Annotated in this window: 11 protein-coding genes; 4 read left to right on the top strand and 7 right to left on the bottom strand. The window is 53.4% G+C overall.

Annotation, left to right across the window (positions count from 1 at the left end; all coding sequences use genetic code 11):
• Positions 1–18 precede the first annotated feature (18 nt).
• Both ABT58_RS17065 and ABT58_RS17060 read right to left on the bottom strand, forming a co-directional pair.
• Positions 19–897: a PTS sugar transporter subunit IIA gene (locus tag ABT58_RS17065; RefSeq protein ID WP_047875636.1), complete on the bottom strand. Its 879-nt coding sequence runs from the start codon at positions 895–897 to the stop codon at positions 19–21.
• Positions 894–1205 (bottom strand): PTS fructose transporter subunit IIB, encoded by a 312-nt coding sequence (locus ABT58_RS17060; RefSeq protein ID WP_047875635.1) that lies wholly within the window; start codon positions 1203–1205, stop codon positions 894–896. Before ABT58_RS17060 ends, ABT58_RS17065 begins: the two co-directional genes overlap by 4 nt.
• Positions 1206–1436: 231 nt before the next feature.
• Between ABT58_RS17060 and ABT58_RS17055 the strand changes: the two genes are divergently transcribed.
• Positions 1437–2159 carry a YebC/PmpR family DNA-binding transcriptional regulator gene (locus ABT58_RS17055; protein WP_047875634.1) on the top strand — a complete coding sequence of 241 codons (723 nt, stop codon included), beginning with the start codon at positions 1437–1439 and terminating at the stop codon, positions 2157–2159.
• Positions 2160–2286: 127 nt separating this feature from the next.
• Here the strand turns inward: ABT58_RS17055 and ABT58_RS17050 are convergent, their stop codons facing one another.
• A complete protein-coding gene (locus ABT58_RS17050; RefSeq protein ID WP_047875633.1) occupies positions 2287–3057 on the bottom strand; it encodes an ABC transporter permease in 771 nt (256 codons plus the stop codon).
• A gap of 9 nt (positions 3058–3066) precedes the next feature.
• The gene (locus ABT58_RS17045) at positions 3067–3786 is read right to left on the bottom strand and encodes an ABC transporter ATP-binding protein (protein ID WP_229821748.1); all 720 of its coding nucleotides are present in this window, start codon (positions 3784–3786) and stop codon (positions 3067–3069) included.
• A 325-nt stretch (positions 3787–4111) separates the two neighbouring features.
• On the opposite strand from ABT58_RS17045, the gene ABT58_RS17040 reads away from it, so the two are divergent.
• Positions 4112–8431, top strand: a complete 4320-nt coding sequence (locus tag ABT58_RS17040) for an AsmA family protein (RefSeq protein ID WP_229821747.1) — start codon at positions 4112–4114, stop codon at positions 8429–8431.
• Positions 8432–8546: 115 nt separating this feature from the next.
• On the opposite strand, the gene ABT58_RS17035 is transcribed toward ABT58_RS17040, so the two are convergent.
• Both ABT58_RS17035 and ABT58_RS17030 read right to left on the bottom strand, forming a co-directional pair.
• Positions 8547–9170: a LysE family translocator gene (locus ABT58_RS17035; protein WP_053063125.1), complete on the bottom strand. Its 624-nt coding sequence runs from the start codon at positions 9168–9170 to the stop codon at positions 8547–8549.
• A 131-nt stretch (positions 9171–9301) separates the two neighbouring features.
• The gene (locus ABT58_RS17030; RefSeq protein WP_047875631.1) at positions 9302–10165 is read right to left on the bottom strand and encodes an SMP-30/gluconolactonase/LRE family protein; all 864 of its coding nucleotides are present in this window, start codon (positions 10163–10165) and stop codon (positions 9302–9304) included.
• 343 nt (positions 10166–10508) lie between these two features.
• On the opposite strand from ABT58_RS17030, the gene ABT58_RS17025 reads away from it, so the two are divergent.
• Complete coding sequence (locus tag ABT58_RS17025; RefSeq protein WP_047875630.1) at positions 10509–12380, top strand: ABC transporter ATP-binding protein; 1872 nt, start codon at positions 10509–10511, stop codon at positions 12378–12380.
• 134 nt (positions 12381–12514) lie between these two features.
• Positions 12515–15433, top strand: a complete 2919-nt coding sequence (locus ABT58_RS17020) for an AMP-binding protein (protein WP_047875629.1) — start codon at positions 12515–12517, stop codon at positions 15431–15433.
• A gap of 565 nt (positions 15434–15998) precedes the next feature.
• Here ABT58_RS17020 and ABT58_RS17015 read toward each other — a convergent pair.
• Complete coding sequence (locus ABT58_RS17015) at positions 15999–16370, bottom strand: diacylglycerol kinase (protein ID WP_047875628.1); 372 nt, start codon at positions 16368–16370, stop codon at positions 15999–16001.
• Between the last annotated feature and the right edge of the window lie 46 nt (positions 16371–16416).

Genomic DNA, 16416 nt, shown 5'->3' with positions numbered 1-16416 from the left:
GAATAAATGAATGAGGGATCAGCGTTCGGCTTGCCCCTGAAAAGGCATAGCCAAGGTATGCTTGATGATGGCTTCCAATACCTCAGTCTGATCGTTATCGGCCAAAATGTGGCAAAAATCCGGGTTCAACAAGGCTTGGGAAAAGGCGGAGAACGCCATTAAGTGTGGGCGTTGGGGCGGATGCGGTAACACTAAACCGATAACGCGGGTCACCGGGCCTCGGTTTGAGCCCCAATCCAGTGGTTGTGTCAGTGGCATGCTGACCACATGCGGACAGGTCACCAACGGGCTCATCACATGCGGTAAGGCGATACCGTTACCCATGCAGGTTGAAGAGACCGCTTCGCGTGCCAGCAACTGTTTCAATAACGCCGTATTCAGCGGCTGATCTGCGTCGGCAGCTTCATCAGCACTGTTATTTGCACTGTCATTTGCACTGTCATTTGAAATAGCAGCCTGCTTCGCGGCCACGCAATCGGCCATCACACTGAGCAGCACGCGTTTATCCAGCGTTACGTCAGTATCTGGCTGGAATGAAAACGGCACGCTGTCCCACAGGCAGGCAAACGGCAGGGCAAACGCGGGGGCGACGACGGAAAACGGCACATGACGCTGCCCGCCCTGCACCAGCAAACAATGCTCATCGATAAAATCGGTCAGGACTATTGCGGCCAACTCGGCGTCGGCCCCTTCAATCAATATCTGGCACAACTCAGACGGGCGGGTCCCCAGCGTCATCATACGCATCGGCTGCGTCACATCCGCCCATTTGCATTGCGAGACATTGCGCATTACCACCATCGAGCGAAAATACCCGGCCAACACTTTCAGGCGATTCAACGCCCATGCCGGCAAACCTTTTTCCCCGATAAGAAACGTAATGCGACGAACAATCATGCTTGGCTGAATGCCTCACAACGTTTGATCACGCTAATAGGATCGGTCAGCACATCTTCAATGGTCACACAGTGAATTTTGCTGCCGGTAAAGCGGGCACGGTGCTCGATTTCGATATCCGAGGCAATCAACACCACATCGGCGCGGCCAATGTCCTGCACACTGAGTGGATTCTCAATGCCCATGGCACCTTGGGTTTCGACCATGATCTGCACACCCAGCTGCTGCGCGGCTTTTTTCAGCTCGACGGCGGCCATATAAGTGTGTGCTATCCCTGTTGGGCAGGCGGTTACTGCTACAATCTTCATTTTGTATTGCTCTTCTCTCGTCCCATTGCTGGGAAATCATCCGTTTTGCAGCGGAATATATAATCGCTACAGCGCATGACTGCAAGTAAGACGGCGAAATTCAACCCATAAATTGATCTATTGCAGTAATCCCCGCTTCAGAACACGCATTACCCCTAGCCATAGCGCCGTGCTTACTGGTAAAATCCGCGTCCAACAGAAATCCCAAATATCAAAAAGAGAGTGATTCCTATGGGACGCAGTTTTGAAGTCCGTAAAGCCTCTATGGCGAAAACTCAGGGCGCAAAAATCAAAGTTTATTCAAAATACGGTAAAGAAATTTACGTAATTGCGAAAAACGGCGGTATCGACCCTGACACAAACCTTTCCCTGAAACGCATGATTGAGAAAGCGAAAAAAGATCAGGTACCTAGCCACGTTATCGAAAAAGCGATCGACAAGGCGAAAGGTGGCGGCGGTGAAGATTTCGCAACTGCTCGCTACGAAGGTTTTGGCCCAGGTAACTGTATGGTTATCGTTGACTGTCTAACAGACAACAACAACCGTACTTTCATGGACGTACGTCAGTGCTTCGTGAAGAACGGCGCGAAAATTGGCTCTCCAGGTACTGCGGCACACATGTTCGAACACCAAGCTGTATTCCAGTTTGCTGGCGACGATGAAGAAGTCGTACTAGAAAACCTAATGATGGAAGATGCAGACGTATCTGACATCGAGTGTGAAGACGGCGTGATCACTGTATTTGCACCGCACACTGAATTCTTCAAAGTGAAGAACGCACTAGCGGCAACCATGCCTGAAGTGACACTAGACGTAGAAGAAATTTCTTTCGTACCACAGACAATGACAGAGCTTTCTGGCGATGACGTGGCGAAGTTCGAGAAATTCCTTGACGCGCTAAACGATTGTGATGACGTGCAGAACGTTTACCACAACGCAGAGATCGCTGACTAATCAGTCACCCTCTCTTGAAGATCCCCGGCTTGCCCGGGGATTTTTGTTTTTGCGTCATGCTACCTTCAATCATACCCATCACACGCTCCCCTACACGACCAACACCGCTCCCTCTACATCATCACCACTACCAAATCAGCTGCCCATAACGGTTGAACGCCGACCGACTGGCAAGGGCTAACGTCGTGCATACCGACACGCTGGCCGTAATGAATATCGCCACCATGATCACCAACTGATACTTCACCGCCAACAAGGGCTCGGTGCCCCCTAAGATCTGGCCGGTCATCATGCCGGGCAAACTCACAATGCCTAACGTGGTCATCGATGCCAATTGCGGGCCTAATGCTGCTTTTACGGCAATGCGCACAAAGGGCAAGGCAGGCTGCGGTGCCCCTAATGCGACATAAAAACGGTATTCATCCTGCTTATCTTTTAATGCACTGTACCAACGCTCCAGTGCCAGCACATTGGCCGCCAAACAGTTACCCAGTAACATGCCCGCCACCGGGATCAAATACTGTGCCTGCCACCACGGCGAGACCTGAATCACCCCCGCCAGCAACGCCGGTAACACGGATAACAGCCCCAGCACCAACCCCGTGATCAATGCGGGCATGACTTTTTTGACCGGCACCTCCGCGCGGCGGCAAATCGCCACACCGGCGACACCAATCATCACCGACAGCCATAATGAGTTGAGCCACGGGTTTTGAAAGGCGAACAAGGTTTGCAGGTAAAGGCCGACAATACTGAGCTGTACTGTCATGCGCAGCGCGGCAGAGATCAGGGTTTTGCTCAACCCTAATTGCCAGCGGTAAAACACCAGCATCGGCAAAAGCAACAACAGATAAAAACCGCCTAGCGCCCAATAGCTGATCGACAATGCGCTATCCATCTTTCTTCCTCATTCAGACCCACTTCCCATCACTGACGCGGTGCATTCATCAACACCTTGGCCTTGCATCACATGCTGCTGATCGGCACTCGCAAGCCAATGGGGATCATGAGACACCGAGACAATGGTCAGTGATTGCTTCGCTAACAGCGCCATCACCGTATCGCGGCTGGCGGGATCCAACGCAGACGTGGGCTCGTCCATCAGCCAGACCGGCCGGTTGAGCAACAATGCCCGCACAATAGCGACACGCTGCTTTTCCCCGCCCGACAGGGTCGAAACAGGTTTATCCAAACCATGGACAATCTTTACTTTGGCGAGTAACGCCTGCAGCGTGTCATCGTCCGGCATGGGGGCGGTGGTGGCCTGCAATTGCCACGGTAACAGCAGCGCCTGACGTAAATGCTCGCCGCCCATAATGGGCATCTGCGGCACATAGCAGCACTGCTGACGCCACCAGGTGAGTGTGTCCTCACTGATCGTCCTCCCCTGCCACCGAAAGGTGCCGGTGTTTGCGGGCTGTAATCCTGCCAAGACATGCAACAAGCTCGATTTGCCGCACCCTGATGGCCCTGAGAGCGCCAAATGCTGCCCTGTGGGTAAGATCACCGAGCAAGGATCGTGCGCATTCACTTCATAACCGGACGTTAATGCATTGAGTGTTAAGCCGTTCAGCATCACATCCTGACGGGGTGATCCGGCGGACGTGTGGTGTCTATTCGCTATCATGCATACCTCCCTGATACTGGCAGTGTACGAAGGCCATGATCATGATTCAAATCGTTCGTAATCATCCTGATTATCAAAATGAGTAATAAATCAGCCCAGCGTCCCGCAGATCTGCCCTCAGTATCGATTCTCGAATCCTATACCGAACCGAAAGACCCAGCCGAAAGCGGCGTGATGATGTGCCACAAAAACCACGCAAGACAGCGTCAAATTTTTCACACTTTGCCATTAGCAGTGGATGTTGCATCCCAAAAGCGACAAAAACATGATATATTCCAGCGACAAAAACGACACACCACAGCCTCAATAGAAAACACGATCCCAGGTGGGATCCCTTGATGCTTACCCACAGAATGGCACCTCATCGGCAATGACTATCAGCTCAGAGAATCAATCAGCCGCCACAGCTATTGATAATAAAAAAAATCAAAAACCTGCGCCTAAGCGTCCACGCTATCTAAAATGGTTGGGCTGGGGATTGTTCACCCCTGTCGCCATGACCACCGCCCTGCTCGGCTACGGCGTCAATCTCGACCTGACGCCCTACCGCACCGAGATCAGCGACTGGCTGACCACCCATTTAGATCGCACCACACAGATTCAGGGGGATATTCACCTCACCCTGTCATTCCAACCGGCGATTAGCCTCAACGGCGTCACCATCGCCAATACCGATGCTTTTAACTGGCAGCCGTTAGTCTCATCCGGCAAATTGGAAGCGCAAATTGCGCTACTGCCTTTGTTACACCACACCATTGCCTTAGAGCACCTCGCGCTGGAAGACATTGCCGTCTATCTGGGGAAAGATGCCCAAGGTGAGGCGAACTGGCTGGTGAAGCCTCTGGTGAAACCGCATCTCAATGCGCAAGTGAATGCTCAAGCGCAAGCAAGCGAGCTTGCCGCGACCGACAGCCCGGCGTTCACGCTGGCACTGAGTAATCCTATCAGTGCGAAAAACCTGTCGCTGGTGTACGACGATCAACAACAACGTCAGTACATTGATACCTATTTGCATGAACTGCATTTAGCGCCTGTCGACTCTCTCGATTCGGGTAACCGTAGCGCTTCTCTTAGCAACGATGTGTCAAACACCCAATGGCAGCTCACCGCCAACGGGGAAGCCATCGGCCAATCGTACACGCTGGATCTTGTGGGTGATCTCGACAGCCTGATCAACCAGCAACGCGGTCACCTTAAGATGGACGGTGACTTCGCCGGCGCACACATCGCCATCAATGCCGACGTACAACCGCCATCGCAAGGCCAAACTCAAGCCGATGTTGCACTGACCTGGCAAGACACCCGCCCGCTGGCGAGCTTGCTCGGGCTGGACATCAAATACATTGCGCCGCTGAACATCACTACGCGCCTGCATGTGTCGGCCGATACGCTTTCAATCAACGAGTTACACATCGACAGTCCGGTCACCCAAGGCAGCGGTCAGTTAGATATCGCGCTGGGACAGCACAACACCATTGATGGTCACTTGGCACTCAAGCAAATCGACCTGCGCCCGTGGCTTGCCCCACAACCTCAGATGATGATGCGGGCCTTTGGTGCACCGCCACAACCCTCGCCGTTACAGCAAGCCTTGGATCAATGGCTGAACAAAACCAGTACCTCGCTCTCTGTCACCATTGATGAAATTCTTGGGCTCGGCACACCTGTTGAAAACCTGTCACTCGGTATTGAGGGCGACGAAGGACTGTTATCTGCCCCGGTGACTGCCGATATCGCTAATGTTCCGTTTCGGGGCGAAGCCACGCTGGATGCCACCCAATGGTCATCCCATTTAAACATCACTCTGGGCGCGAACAATTCGCCGCTCGGGGAAATGGCACGCTGGCTGACCGGGATCCACAACGCGCAAGGACATTTAGATCGCGCGCAGCTATCTGTCACCACCGAAGGCACAAAACTCAGTGAATGGCTGGATAATTCTCAGCTGGCACTGGCAATGGATAAGGCAGAAGTGACATGGGGCTACGGCGCACAATTGAGCATTGATAAAGCCCGCCTCAATGCCGGCTTGCACGTGCCGTTTCACTCCAACATTCAGGGCCAACTGATGGGTGTGCCAGTAAACATTGACGCCCAAGCCGGTAACCTGCAAGACATCATGCTGGGGCGTGACTGGCCAGCCCGCTTAACCGTCGACAGCCCGGCCATTAACATGACGGCAGAAGGTCTGCTGCGACAAACCCGCTGGCAGGAAGGCAGTTGGTTTGATGTAGACATTCAAAGCAGCGATGCCGCTCTGCTCAGCCCGTGGCTGGGAACCGCAAACGTCAACGGTGAAATCAACGTGGACGGCAAAGTGCGGTATGAAAATGGCTGGATCAACCTGAACATCCCTAGCCTGTGCTTACTCAACAGTGAAGGGAAGATGAGCCTACGCTGGCGCCCTGCCGACGCCCACCCCCAGACTGACACCCGAACTGACGCACAAGCTCACGGGCAACAGAGCACCGCCTCACACGTACCATTTTTAGCCGTGAAGGCCGACTTTTCACGTCTGGATCTGACCCAGTTTGGTCATTTCATTGATGATGAAGAGATGCCACAAGTTGAGCAAACCGTGCCTACTCAAGGCGTGAACCTGAATGTGCCGCTACTGGGCAGTGATTTGGTGATTGCCGATGCAGATTTGCACTTCAATGCTGATCGCTTTATGTGGGGCAAACAGAGCATTGATGATCTGTCATTCAACGGCAAAATCCGCGATGGCAAACTGCGCAATGCACCGATCCATGCGCGCTATGCAGGCAGTGACATCAAAGGCCATTTGAATGCGGGGATCAATGCGGCGCACATCGATGCCGCACTCAACCTGTCGGTCGAGCAACCAAACATCGGCGACATCGCCGCACGTTTTGATATTGCCGATGATCTCGACATGCGCTTACAGCACGCGGAATTGTCCGTCGCGGTGGTAGGTCGCACCCTGCTGGAGTTGATGGAGCACACCCAAGTCGAGGCCCTGTTACACGGCGGCTACGCGAAGTTAGCAGACACTTACACCGGCAAAGCATTGACCCTGAACATCGATGAAGGCCGCTTTGTCACGGGTCCTGACACGGATACCGCCCTGACCCTGTCCGGCAATGCCGCCAATAAACCGATGGCACTACGCCTAAATTCGCTGTCACTGAAAGCCGCCAACGACGGCCGTACCGCGCTGCCGGTTGATCTGGCTTTCTCGTTGGGTGACATGCGTGTTGACGCCTCATCACAAGTGGCCCTGCCGGTGGATCCGAAAAAACTCAACCTGACGTTCCACGCGTTTACGCCTAATCTGGATCGCTTAGAAGATTTTGCCGCGATTGATTTACCGCCTTACGGCCCCGTTACGGTGAACGGCAAACTAGCGATGGATCACGCAGGCTATCACCTCAAGGATTTACTGATTCAGGTTAATGAAAGCCAATTGCGCGGCAACGGCGCGTTCATTCCGCCACGCTTAGCAGGCAACAGTCACAAAAAGGCTGACAGTACAGGGACAAGCAATGACCGCCCGACTGCGAGCCTCGTCTTAACTGCCCCATTCATTCAGCTGGATGATTTCAAGGTGGATGACTGGCAAGCATGGCAGGACGCGAAGGCCGCTGATCAAAAAGGCGCTATTCAAACAGACACAGCTCAAAAAGGCACTGTTCAAAAAACCAATGAACCGACAGCCCAACCAAAGCCAGCCGTGACAGAAGATGCGAAACCGGCTTCGCTGATCAGCCCAGACGGATTAAATGCGCTCAATGCCCGTTTCTCGTTAGCGGTGGATGAAGTGCGATCCGGCAAAGACTGGCTTGGCGCAGGTCGACTGGACTGGCAGTTGCAAGATGGCGTGTTCACCTTGAATCCGCTCTACATTCAGTTACCGGGCGGGAACATCCACATCGACAGTACGATTCGGGCCAAGGGCGAGATGTTTGATATTGCCTTGAACGGCAAGGTCGATAACTTCGATTACGGTGTATTGGCGCGTCGTCTGTCACCGGACACGGAGATGCATGGCCGCGTGAGCAGTCAGTTCTCGCTCACCAGCTTAGCGAACTCACCGGATACCCTGCTGAATAATGCCAACGGCTTCCTTGGCTTTTCTGTGTGGCCTAAAGCCTATGATGCCAACCTGATTGATCTGTGGGCCGTCAGCCTGACCGATGCCATTGTGCCGACCTTCACCAACAATGATCCGTCGGTACTGAACTGTGTGGCAGGCGGTTTCGATATCACCAACGGCACCATGAAAGAGCGGGATCTGTTGTTAGATACCACCCGCATTCAGGTGAAAGGGGATTTCAACGCCAGTTATGCGGCGCGAGATTTCTCGGTGTATCTGCAACCGCAATCCAAACGTGCACAAATCTTCAGCCTGCAAACGCCGGTCGAGGTTTTCGGGGAGTTTGAACATTTTGACTTTACCGTGCCGCTGGCAGCGATTTTAGAAACCTCAGTGCGCTTTACCACCAGCCCGGTGATTTCGCCGCTGCGCTGGTTACTGGAAAAGCCGCTTCCTCGGGATGGCAGCGATCAGTGTGAGTTAATCTGGCAAGGGAAGCCTATCAACTCACCGCGCATTTCACCGGTGCCTGAGTCAAGAACCCAGCCGCAACCGGGACATCCGCTTTATCGTTTTCCGCGTCATTAGACCGTAAAACATCAAACGCTACTCCGTCCTTACATCGCAGTAAAGCATCGCCATAAAAAATGCCAGCCCTAAAGAGGCTGGCATTTTTATTTTTGATCGGAGACTAAGCTCAGACTTAGCTGGATAACACCTTCAACCCAAACAGCGTAAATAATCCGCCTGTTGCGTAATCCACCCACTTGGTTGAACGACGGTACAAGGCTTGTGCCCGCGCTTGCGAAAAGTACAGTACCAACAGGCTGTGCCACGCCAAGGTAATGATGCCCATCGCCAGCATTGTGGTCACCGTCAGGCCTACGGTCATGGTGGCCGGCATCGCCAGCGAGAACAAACTCACCACGAACAGACCGGTTTTCGGGTTTAAAATGCTGGTAATAAAAGCATGTCGCAGCAACGGATAAAAGCCACTGTGTTTGGCATGGCTGGCATCCAGATCTAACGCCGACACTGCCTTATGAGCGCGGTAGCAACGGGTGATCCCCAAATAGATCAGGTAGCCCCCACCGAGCACTTTCATCACGGTAAACAAAGCCGGCATGCTATTAAGCACCACCAACAACCCCGATGCGCCCAGCGCGCCCCACAACATCACTGCCAAGCTTACGCCCACAGCAGCACCACTGGCTTGTCGACGTTGGGTACTCAGGGCACTGTTGATGGTCAAAATCACGTTGGCACCGGGGGTCATGCACGCGACGGTCCAAATCACAATCACGTTCATCAATACATCGAAATACACGGTTAATCCTTTAACAAATGGTCAGTCCATGGCTGTTCGCTACTCTACCGCATCAACACGCAAAAACTGTGCGCCTTGCCGTGTTTTTTCGCCCGATGCCGGTGCCGTTTATTCGTCTGAGCCCATCGTTATCACAATGTGGTAATCAGTGGCTCGTTCACCGCCTGCCACGCAATTGTTGCCGTGATAACTTCACCCGGTTTATCGCTGCCAGCGGCGCTGGTCACCACCAACTGGTTACCGTTTTCACCGCCCAATGCCACCATGGTCGGGTTTTCCAACGGCACCGGGATCACATGGCTCACCGTACCAGTCGGATCAATACGCACGACCGACTGGCCGCTATACATCGCCACCCAGTAACCGCCTTCGCTGTCGACACTCGCCCCGTCCGGACGACCGTTAAATGCGGTCAAATCACAGAACACGGTGCTTTCGCCGTACTCGCCGGTTTGTGGGTTGTAATCGGCACGGTAGATCAGACTAGAGCCGGTATCCGCCCAGTACAACACGTTCCCACACGGTGAGAATGCCAGACCATTACAGGTCCATGCGAACATCGGCATCGCCTCAAGCTGGCCGCCTTGTTGCAGTTGATAGAACTGGCCCTGATCGCCCTCTTTCGCCCCGTTACGGGTACCGGCAATCAGACGTCCACCCGGCGCACAACGGCCATCATTAAAGCGCATGCGTGGGTGCGTTTTTTGCAACGGCGCAATCAACTGGCGCTCCGCATCCCAGTTTTCCAATGCGTACACACCGGTTTTGGTCGCCAGCACGAAGCCGTCCTCTTTCCACAGGGCAAAGCAGCCCAGCATGTCATCCCAACGGCGCGCTTGTGCCTGCCCGTTCGTCAGTCGCCAGATCTCACCTTCTGCGATATCGACCCAACACCAGGTCTGATGACGCCAATCCCAACGCGGGCACTCGGCCAGGGTAAACCCTTGCGCGACCAGGGGTTGAAATTCAAGGCTGAGTGTCTGCACATCTTTCATGAAACTATTCCTTACCATCACGATGATTGTCTTTGCGCCAAGTTAACCACGCTTGCGTCTGGAGGTATAGCGTCCACCGCTGATTTTGGCGAATAAATTCCTGCCCCTGCTCCCCCCTCTGTTCATCCCTCTGCCTCCCCCTCTGCAGGTCATCGCAAAGCCCCCAAAACTTTTAGGGATTTCAGTGGCTTTCATTGTGTTGCAAACACATTCTGTGATCGCTCAATAAAGAAAGCGGTCTTCACACAGAAAGCCGCTGTAAACGCCTTACTTCCCTTGAACCAGACAGGTAAAATACTCCCTCTTCACGTTGAAAAACGTCACTAACGGGAATCCTCATTTTATGTACGAACGTTTTGAAAAGCTGACCCAAGCCTTTCCCCCGCATGAACCGCAACAGCCGCCCAAGACGCTGTTTGCGTTTTGTCGCTACTATACCCGTGGTTTTGGCTGGCCATTGCTGGCGATGTCTGTCCTCAGTGCCTTGATCGCCATTGTCGAAGTCTCCCTGTTTGGCTTTATGGGCCAATTGGTGGATTGGCTCTCGACCCACAACCCGGACACCTTCTGGGCGGAAGAAGGCGGTAAGATGATCGGCATGGGCCTGATCGTGCTGGTCGTGGTACCGGTCCTGATTACCCTGCACTCTTTGGTGATCCACCAAACCTTATTGGGTAACTACCCGATGTCGATCCGCTGGCTGGCACACCGTTACCTGCTGCGTCAAAGCGTCTCTTTCTATCAAGATGAATTTGCCGGCCGTATTGCCACTAAAGTGATGCAAACCGCGTTGGCAGTGCGTGAATCGGTGATGAAACTGCTGGATGTGCTTGTGTACATCACGGTGTATTTCACCTCGATGGTAGTGATGATCGGTCAGGCAGACAGCCGCTTGATGATCCCGATGCTGCTGTGGCTGGCCGGCTACATCGGCATTCAGTGCTACTACGTGCCAAAACTGAAAAAAGTGGCCACCGAGCAAGCGGATGCCCGCTCCATGATGACCGGCCGTATCGTCGACAGCTACACCAACATCTCAACGGTGAAACTGTTCTCGCACACAAACCGTGAAACCGAATATGCCGAGCAAGGCATGAGCGGCTTCATTGATACCGTGTACCGTCAAATGCGCCTCGTGACGGGGTTTAACCTGTCGGTGGAAGCCATTAACTACCTGCTGGTGTTCATTATTGCCGGTATGTCGATTTGGCTTTGGACAGGCTCGGCCATCACCATTGGTGCCATTGCCATTGCGGTAAGCCTGGCGTTACGCATTAACGGCATGTCCAAGTGGATCATGTGGGAGGTGGGCAGCTTGTTTGAAAACATCGGTACCGTGGTTGATGGCATGAAGACTTTGTCACAGCCTATCGCGATTGAAGACAAGCCAAATGCGCCGGATCTGAACGTACCCGAAGGCGGCATTACCTTTGAAAACGTCAGCTTCCATTACGGTGAGAAGAAAGGCGTGATTGATAACCTGAACCTGAACATCAAACCAGGTGAAAAGATTGGTTTGATTGGCCGCTCGGGTGCCGGTAAGTCAACGCTGGTGAACCTGCTGATGCGTTTCCACGATGTGGAATCCGGCGCGATCAAGATTGACGGCCAAACGATTTCTGATGTGAAGCAAGAATCGCTGCGCGGCCAAATCGGCATGGTGACACAAGATACTTCCCTGCTACACCGTTCGATCCGTGAGAACATTCTGTACGGTCGTCCGGATGCCACAGAAGAAGAACTGCTGAGTGCCACCAAACAAGCGCACGCCCATGAGTTCATTGACACCCTGACCGATCCACACGGCAACGTTGGCTACGATGCCCAAGTGGGTGAGCGCGGGGTGAAACTCTCTGGTGGTCAGCGCCAGCGTATTGCGATATCCCGTGTCCTGCTGAAAGATGCACCTATCCTGATCTTGGATGAAGCGACCTCTGCACTGGACTCCGAAGTGGAAGCCGCAATTCAGGAAAGTCTGTATGAGTTGATGGAAGGCAAAACCGTCATCGCGATTGCCCACCGTTTGTCGACCATCGCCGCGATGGATCGTCTGATCGTGCTAGATCAGGGCCAAATCGTTGAGCAAGGCTCGCACAAAGAACTGCTGGCTCAGAAAGGCATCTACGCCCAACTGTGGGATCACCAAACCGGTGGCTTCATTGCGGAGGATGTGGATGTAAAACATGCCGACATAAAAGATGTCGAGGTGAAATAAGCGTCACAGCCTGCCGAACCTACCCACTGAGCCTTATTCACACATCGTGATAAGGATCAGTGGGTATCACCCTGTTTTTAAAAATATTCACTACACTTTATGGCAGACGATAACAATAAAAACAGGTCGTGACGATGCCCGACACCACTGACACCCGCCACACCGCTTCCGACCCTCGCTCTGAGGCTCAACAATTACTCGCCCTTGTGCATGCGCTTTATCAGGAACTCAATCAGCACCAATCGCCTCCCGAGCCGATCACGCTTCACACGGCGCTGGACGCGGATCTGGGATTTGATAGCTTAAGCCGGGCAGAACTGCTCCAGCGTACGGAGCGGCTGTTTGGTGTCACACTGGATGATCAAACACTGGCCACCAGTGAAACCCTGCAAGATCTGCTTACTGCCGTGCATCATGCCCAGCGTCACGCACAGGCTGAAATGGCAGGCCCACCGTCGTTTTACACAGGAGAAGAAACCGCTGCCATCAATCTGGCCCACGTCAGCGATACGCCCACGCACGTCACCACACTACAAGGCCTGCTGGATTGGCATGTCACGCAGCACCCCGATCGGCAACATTTGTATGTGTACCAAAACGCCACTGATATCGACATTATCAGCTACCGCACCTTGCAAACTCACGCGCAAGAGATTGCCCGAGGATTAATACACGCAGGCATTGCACCGGGTGATACCGTCGCCATCATGCTGCCCACCAGCAATGACTATTTTTATAGCTTCTTCGGCATCCTTTACGCCCGCGCGATCCCGGTCCCCATTTATCCACCGGCCCGCCCTTCGCAAATTGAAGATCACCTGATGCGGCACGCCAAAATTTTGCAGAATGCAGGCGTGAAACTGATGATCACCCTACCAGAAGGCAAGCCGCTCTCGCGCTTATTACGATTGCAGGTCGATTCCCTGCATGCCATTGTCTCCGTAGAAGCCCTGCGCCATCAGGCAGCACCAACATCACCTCCGCCACACACACATCAGCAGGCAGACATCGCTGGCATTGGCACCCCGCACGCCGATGACATTGCCTTTTTACAATATACATCGGGCAGTACCGGTGTTCCCAAGGGCGTGATGCTAACGCACGCCAATTTGCTCGCCAATATTCGCGCCATGGGCAAAGCGGTCAATGCCAGTTCAAAAGATGTGTTTGTCAGCTGGCTGCCGGTGTATCACGACATGGGCTTAATTGGTGCCTGGCTGGGTAGCCTGTACCACGCCATGCCGTTGGTGATCATGTCGCCGCTGCTGTTTCTCTCGAAACCCGAACGGTGGCTATGGGCGATCCACCATCACAAGGGCACCCTCTCTCCGGCGCCCAATTTTGCCTATGAACTGTGCGTTAACAAAGTGGAGGAATCTGCGCTGAAAGGGTTGGATCTCAGCCAATGGCGACTCTCCTGGAACGGGGCCGAACCCATCAGCCCACGAACGATCACCGCCTTTACAGAACGGTTTGCCCGTTTCGGCTTTCGGCAGGAAGCCATGTCGCCAGTGTACGGACTGGCTGAGTCATCGGTAGGCTTAACCTTTCCGACCACGGTGCGCACGCCACGCATTGAATATGTGGATCGCCAACGCATGATGCAAAGCGGGCATGCCATACCCTGCGCTTCGCCTCACCATGACACAGACGAAAAACAAATACTCCCGCTGATTGGTCTTGGACATCCCCTCGGCGGCCATCAGATCCGCATTGTGGATCCGTTCGGGCGAGAAATGCCGGACCGACAGGAAGGCGAAGTGGAGTTTAAAGGCCCGTCAGCCACACAGGGCTATTACCATGAACCGGACAAAACCGAGACCTTATTCCATGACAGCTGGCTACGTACCGGCGACAGAGGCCTGACCATGGATGGCGAACTGTTTCTGACCGGGCGCACCAAAGACATCATCATCAAAGCCGGACGCAATATTTATCCCCATGAACTCGAAAGTGCCGTCAGTCAACTGACCGGCATACGCAAAGGCTGTGTTGCCGTGTTTGCCAGCCACTCCCCTCACGCTGGTACCGAACAACTGATTGTACTGGCCGAATCGCACCATAGCGATGATGACACCCAGCAACAGCTAAAGAGTCAGATCCAATCCTTGGCCGTTAACCTGCTCAGTGTGCCGACGGATGATGTGGTGATTTGCCCGCCGCGCACCATTCCTAAAACATCCAGCGGAAAAATCCGCCGCTCGGCCTGTCAGGATCTGTATCAAACCCACAGCCTGCATGCCCCGCAGCGGGCAGTGTGGTGGCAAACCGTTCGGCTGACGGGGGTCGGACTGTGGCACACCACGAAGCGGGGCTTAGGAGGATTGGGGGATTACCTGTTTGCGGCCTACATGTGGCTGGCCATGATCACGTTGGCTGTACCGGTGTGGATACTGGTCGCCCTGCTGCCATCACGCCAAGCCTGCTGGCACGTGACACGCGCAGGAGCCCGCGCCCTCTTTTGGCTGACACGTACCCGATTAACCCTTGAAGGACAAGCCAACCTTCCCCCCAAGGGCACACCGTTTATTGTGGTTGCCAATCATGCCAGTTATTTAGATGGGCTGGTGCTGGCTGCCGCAACAGGGTGTGATCACCAATTTGTCGCCAAGGCAGAATTACTTCGCCAACCGATCGCCCGCATTTTTCTCACCAAAATCGGCAGCCACTTTGTTGAGCGCTTTAACGTCAAACAAAGCCTGTCGGATACAGAAAAGATGGCAGAAAGTGCAATGTCTGGTGCACCGCTGACGGTGTTTCCGGAAGGGACGCTGTATCGCATGGCCGGGATCCATGACTTTCACTTAGGGGCGTTTCAGATTGCGACCCAACAGCAGATCCCCATTGTCCCTATTACCTTACGGGGCACCCGCTCGATATTACGTGATCGATCGTTGTTTCCCCGTAGAGGGGCGATCACTGTGAGTATTGATTCCCCCCTGCCCCCAGAAGGGAAAACATGGCAAGCAACAGTTGCCTTACGCGACCAAGCGCGAGCGCGTATTTTGCAACGCAGTGGAGAGCCCGATCTGGCCAAAGACACCACCCGTTAACTTGCTGCAATTGCCATTCTCACCCTATGGTTATGGCACCTATCGGCGGCTTAGCGCATCTTTTGCAAAATTATTCTCTGTTTGGACATAGTTATGATCTATATCAACAAACAAAGAACAATCTACACACAGAGATAGTCACGGTCTGTCAACAATGCTATTACAAGAGCAGAGATTATTTTTCTGACACTGTCGAAATATTTGCGCAATATTCGTACCAGTGTAGACAAGTAATGTGTGCATCGCTGACATGATGTCAGTGCATTAATAAGGAGTATTAATAATGTTGTGCCCAGATTGCAAACAACCAATGGTCAAAGCCAAAGACAATAAGAATCATTGCGTTGAGATCAATTGCCCTCCGACGCGGACGCAGTGCCCTGAATGCCAATCCACCCAGACACAAATTGTGGGTAAGAGTATCAGTGAAGCACAATTAACGTGTAAAGACTGCAATGCTGAATGGGTTATTTCGCGCAGCTAAATACTTCGCCCTCGCGGTTATTCATAGCAAAAAGCCACGACAACGGTCGTGGCTTTTTCATTTTTCGCATCACGCCTTGCGTTATGCCAAATAGGTCGTGTACAGAATTGCCGCCCACACCATACCGGTAAGCACCATGGCCACAAAGACAGCCGCTGAGCCGATGTCTTTCGCACGGCCAGACAGCTCATGACGCTCAGGGCCTATACGATCCACCACGGCTTCAATGGCGGAGTTCATCAACTCGACGATCATCACCAACACGATACAGGCCAGCATCGCAACCTGCTCATACAGGCTCACTGGCAAAAGGCTGGTGATCGCAATGGCCACCAACAGTAATACGCTTTCCTGACGAAACGCCGCTTCATTTTGCCATGCGGCTTTCAGCCCTTGCATCGAATACACCGTCGCATTCATGATGCGGGTAATACCTGTTGCTCCCGGTTTCATCTGCTTCTCTTTTATTACTTATCTATTTCGCTTGCTGCATTGCTTA

This window comes from Photobacterium aphoticum, assembly GCF_001029435.1.
GTDB lineage: Bacteria > Pseudomonadota > Gammaproteobacteria > Enterobacterales > Vibrionaceae > Photobacterium > Photobacterium aphoticum.
The sequence above is the reverse complement of the archived record's forward strand: the minus strand, read 5'-3'. Positions and strand labels throughout refer to the sequence as shown.

What these genes read in the sequence shown, in the direction of transcription:
- ABT58_RS17050 (WP_047875633.1), bottom strand. Translation starts at nt 3,057, where the DNA reads ATGGATAGCGCATTGTCGATCAGCTATTGGGCGCTAGGCGGTTTTTAT.
- ABT58_RS17030 (WP_047875631.1), bottom strand. Translation starts at nt 10,165, where the DNA reads ATGAAAGATGTGCAGACACTCAGCCTTGAATTTCAACCCCTGGTCGCG.
- ABT58_RS17020 (WP_047875629.1), top strand. Translation starts at nt 12,515, where the DNA reads ATGCCCGACACCACTGACACCCGCCACACCGCTTCCGACCCTCGCTCT.
- ABT58_RS17045 (WP_229821748.1), bottom strand. Translation starts at nt 3,786, where the DNA reads ATGATAGCGAATAGACACCACACGTCCGCCGGATCACCCCGTCAGGAT.
- ABT58_RS17055 (WP_047875634.1), top strand. Translation starts at nt 1,437, where the DNA reads ATGGGACGCAGTTTTGAAGTCCGTAAAGCCTCTATGGCGAAAACTCAG.
- ABT58_RS17065 (WP_047875636.1), bottom strand. Translation starts at nt 897, where the DNA reads ATGATTGTTCGTCGCATTACGTTTCTTATCGGGGAAAAAGGTTTGCCG.
- ABT58_RS17025 (WP_047875630.1), top strand. Translation starts at nt 10,509, where the DNA reads ATGTACGAACGTTTTGAAAAGCTGACCCAAGCCTTTCCCCCGCATGAA.
- ABT58_RS17060 (WP_047875635.1), bottom strand. Translation starts at nt 1,205, where the DNA reads ATGAAGATTGTAGCAGTAACCGCCTGCCCAACAGGGATAGCACACACT.
- ABT58_RS17015 (WP_047875628.1), bottom strand. Translation starts at nt 16,370, where the DNA reads ATGAAACCGGGAGCAACAGGTATTACCCGCATCATGAATGCGACGGTG.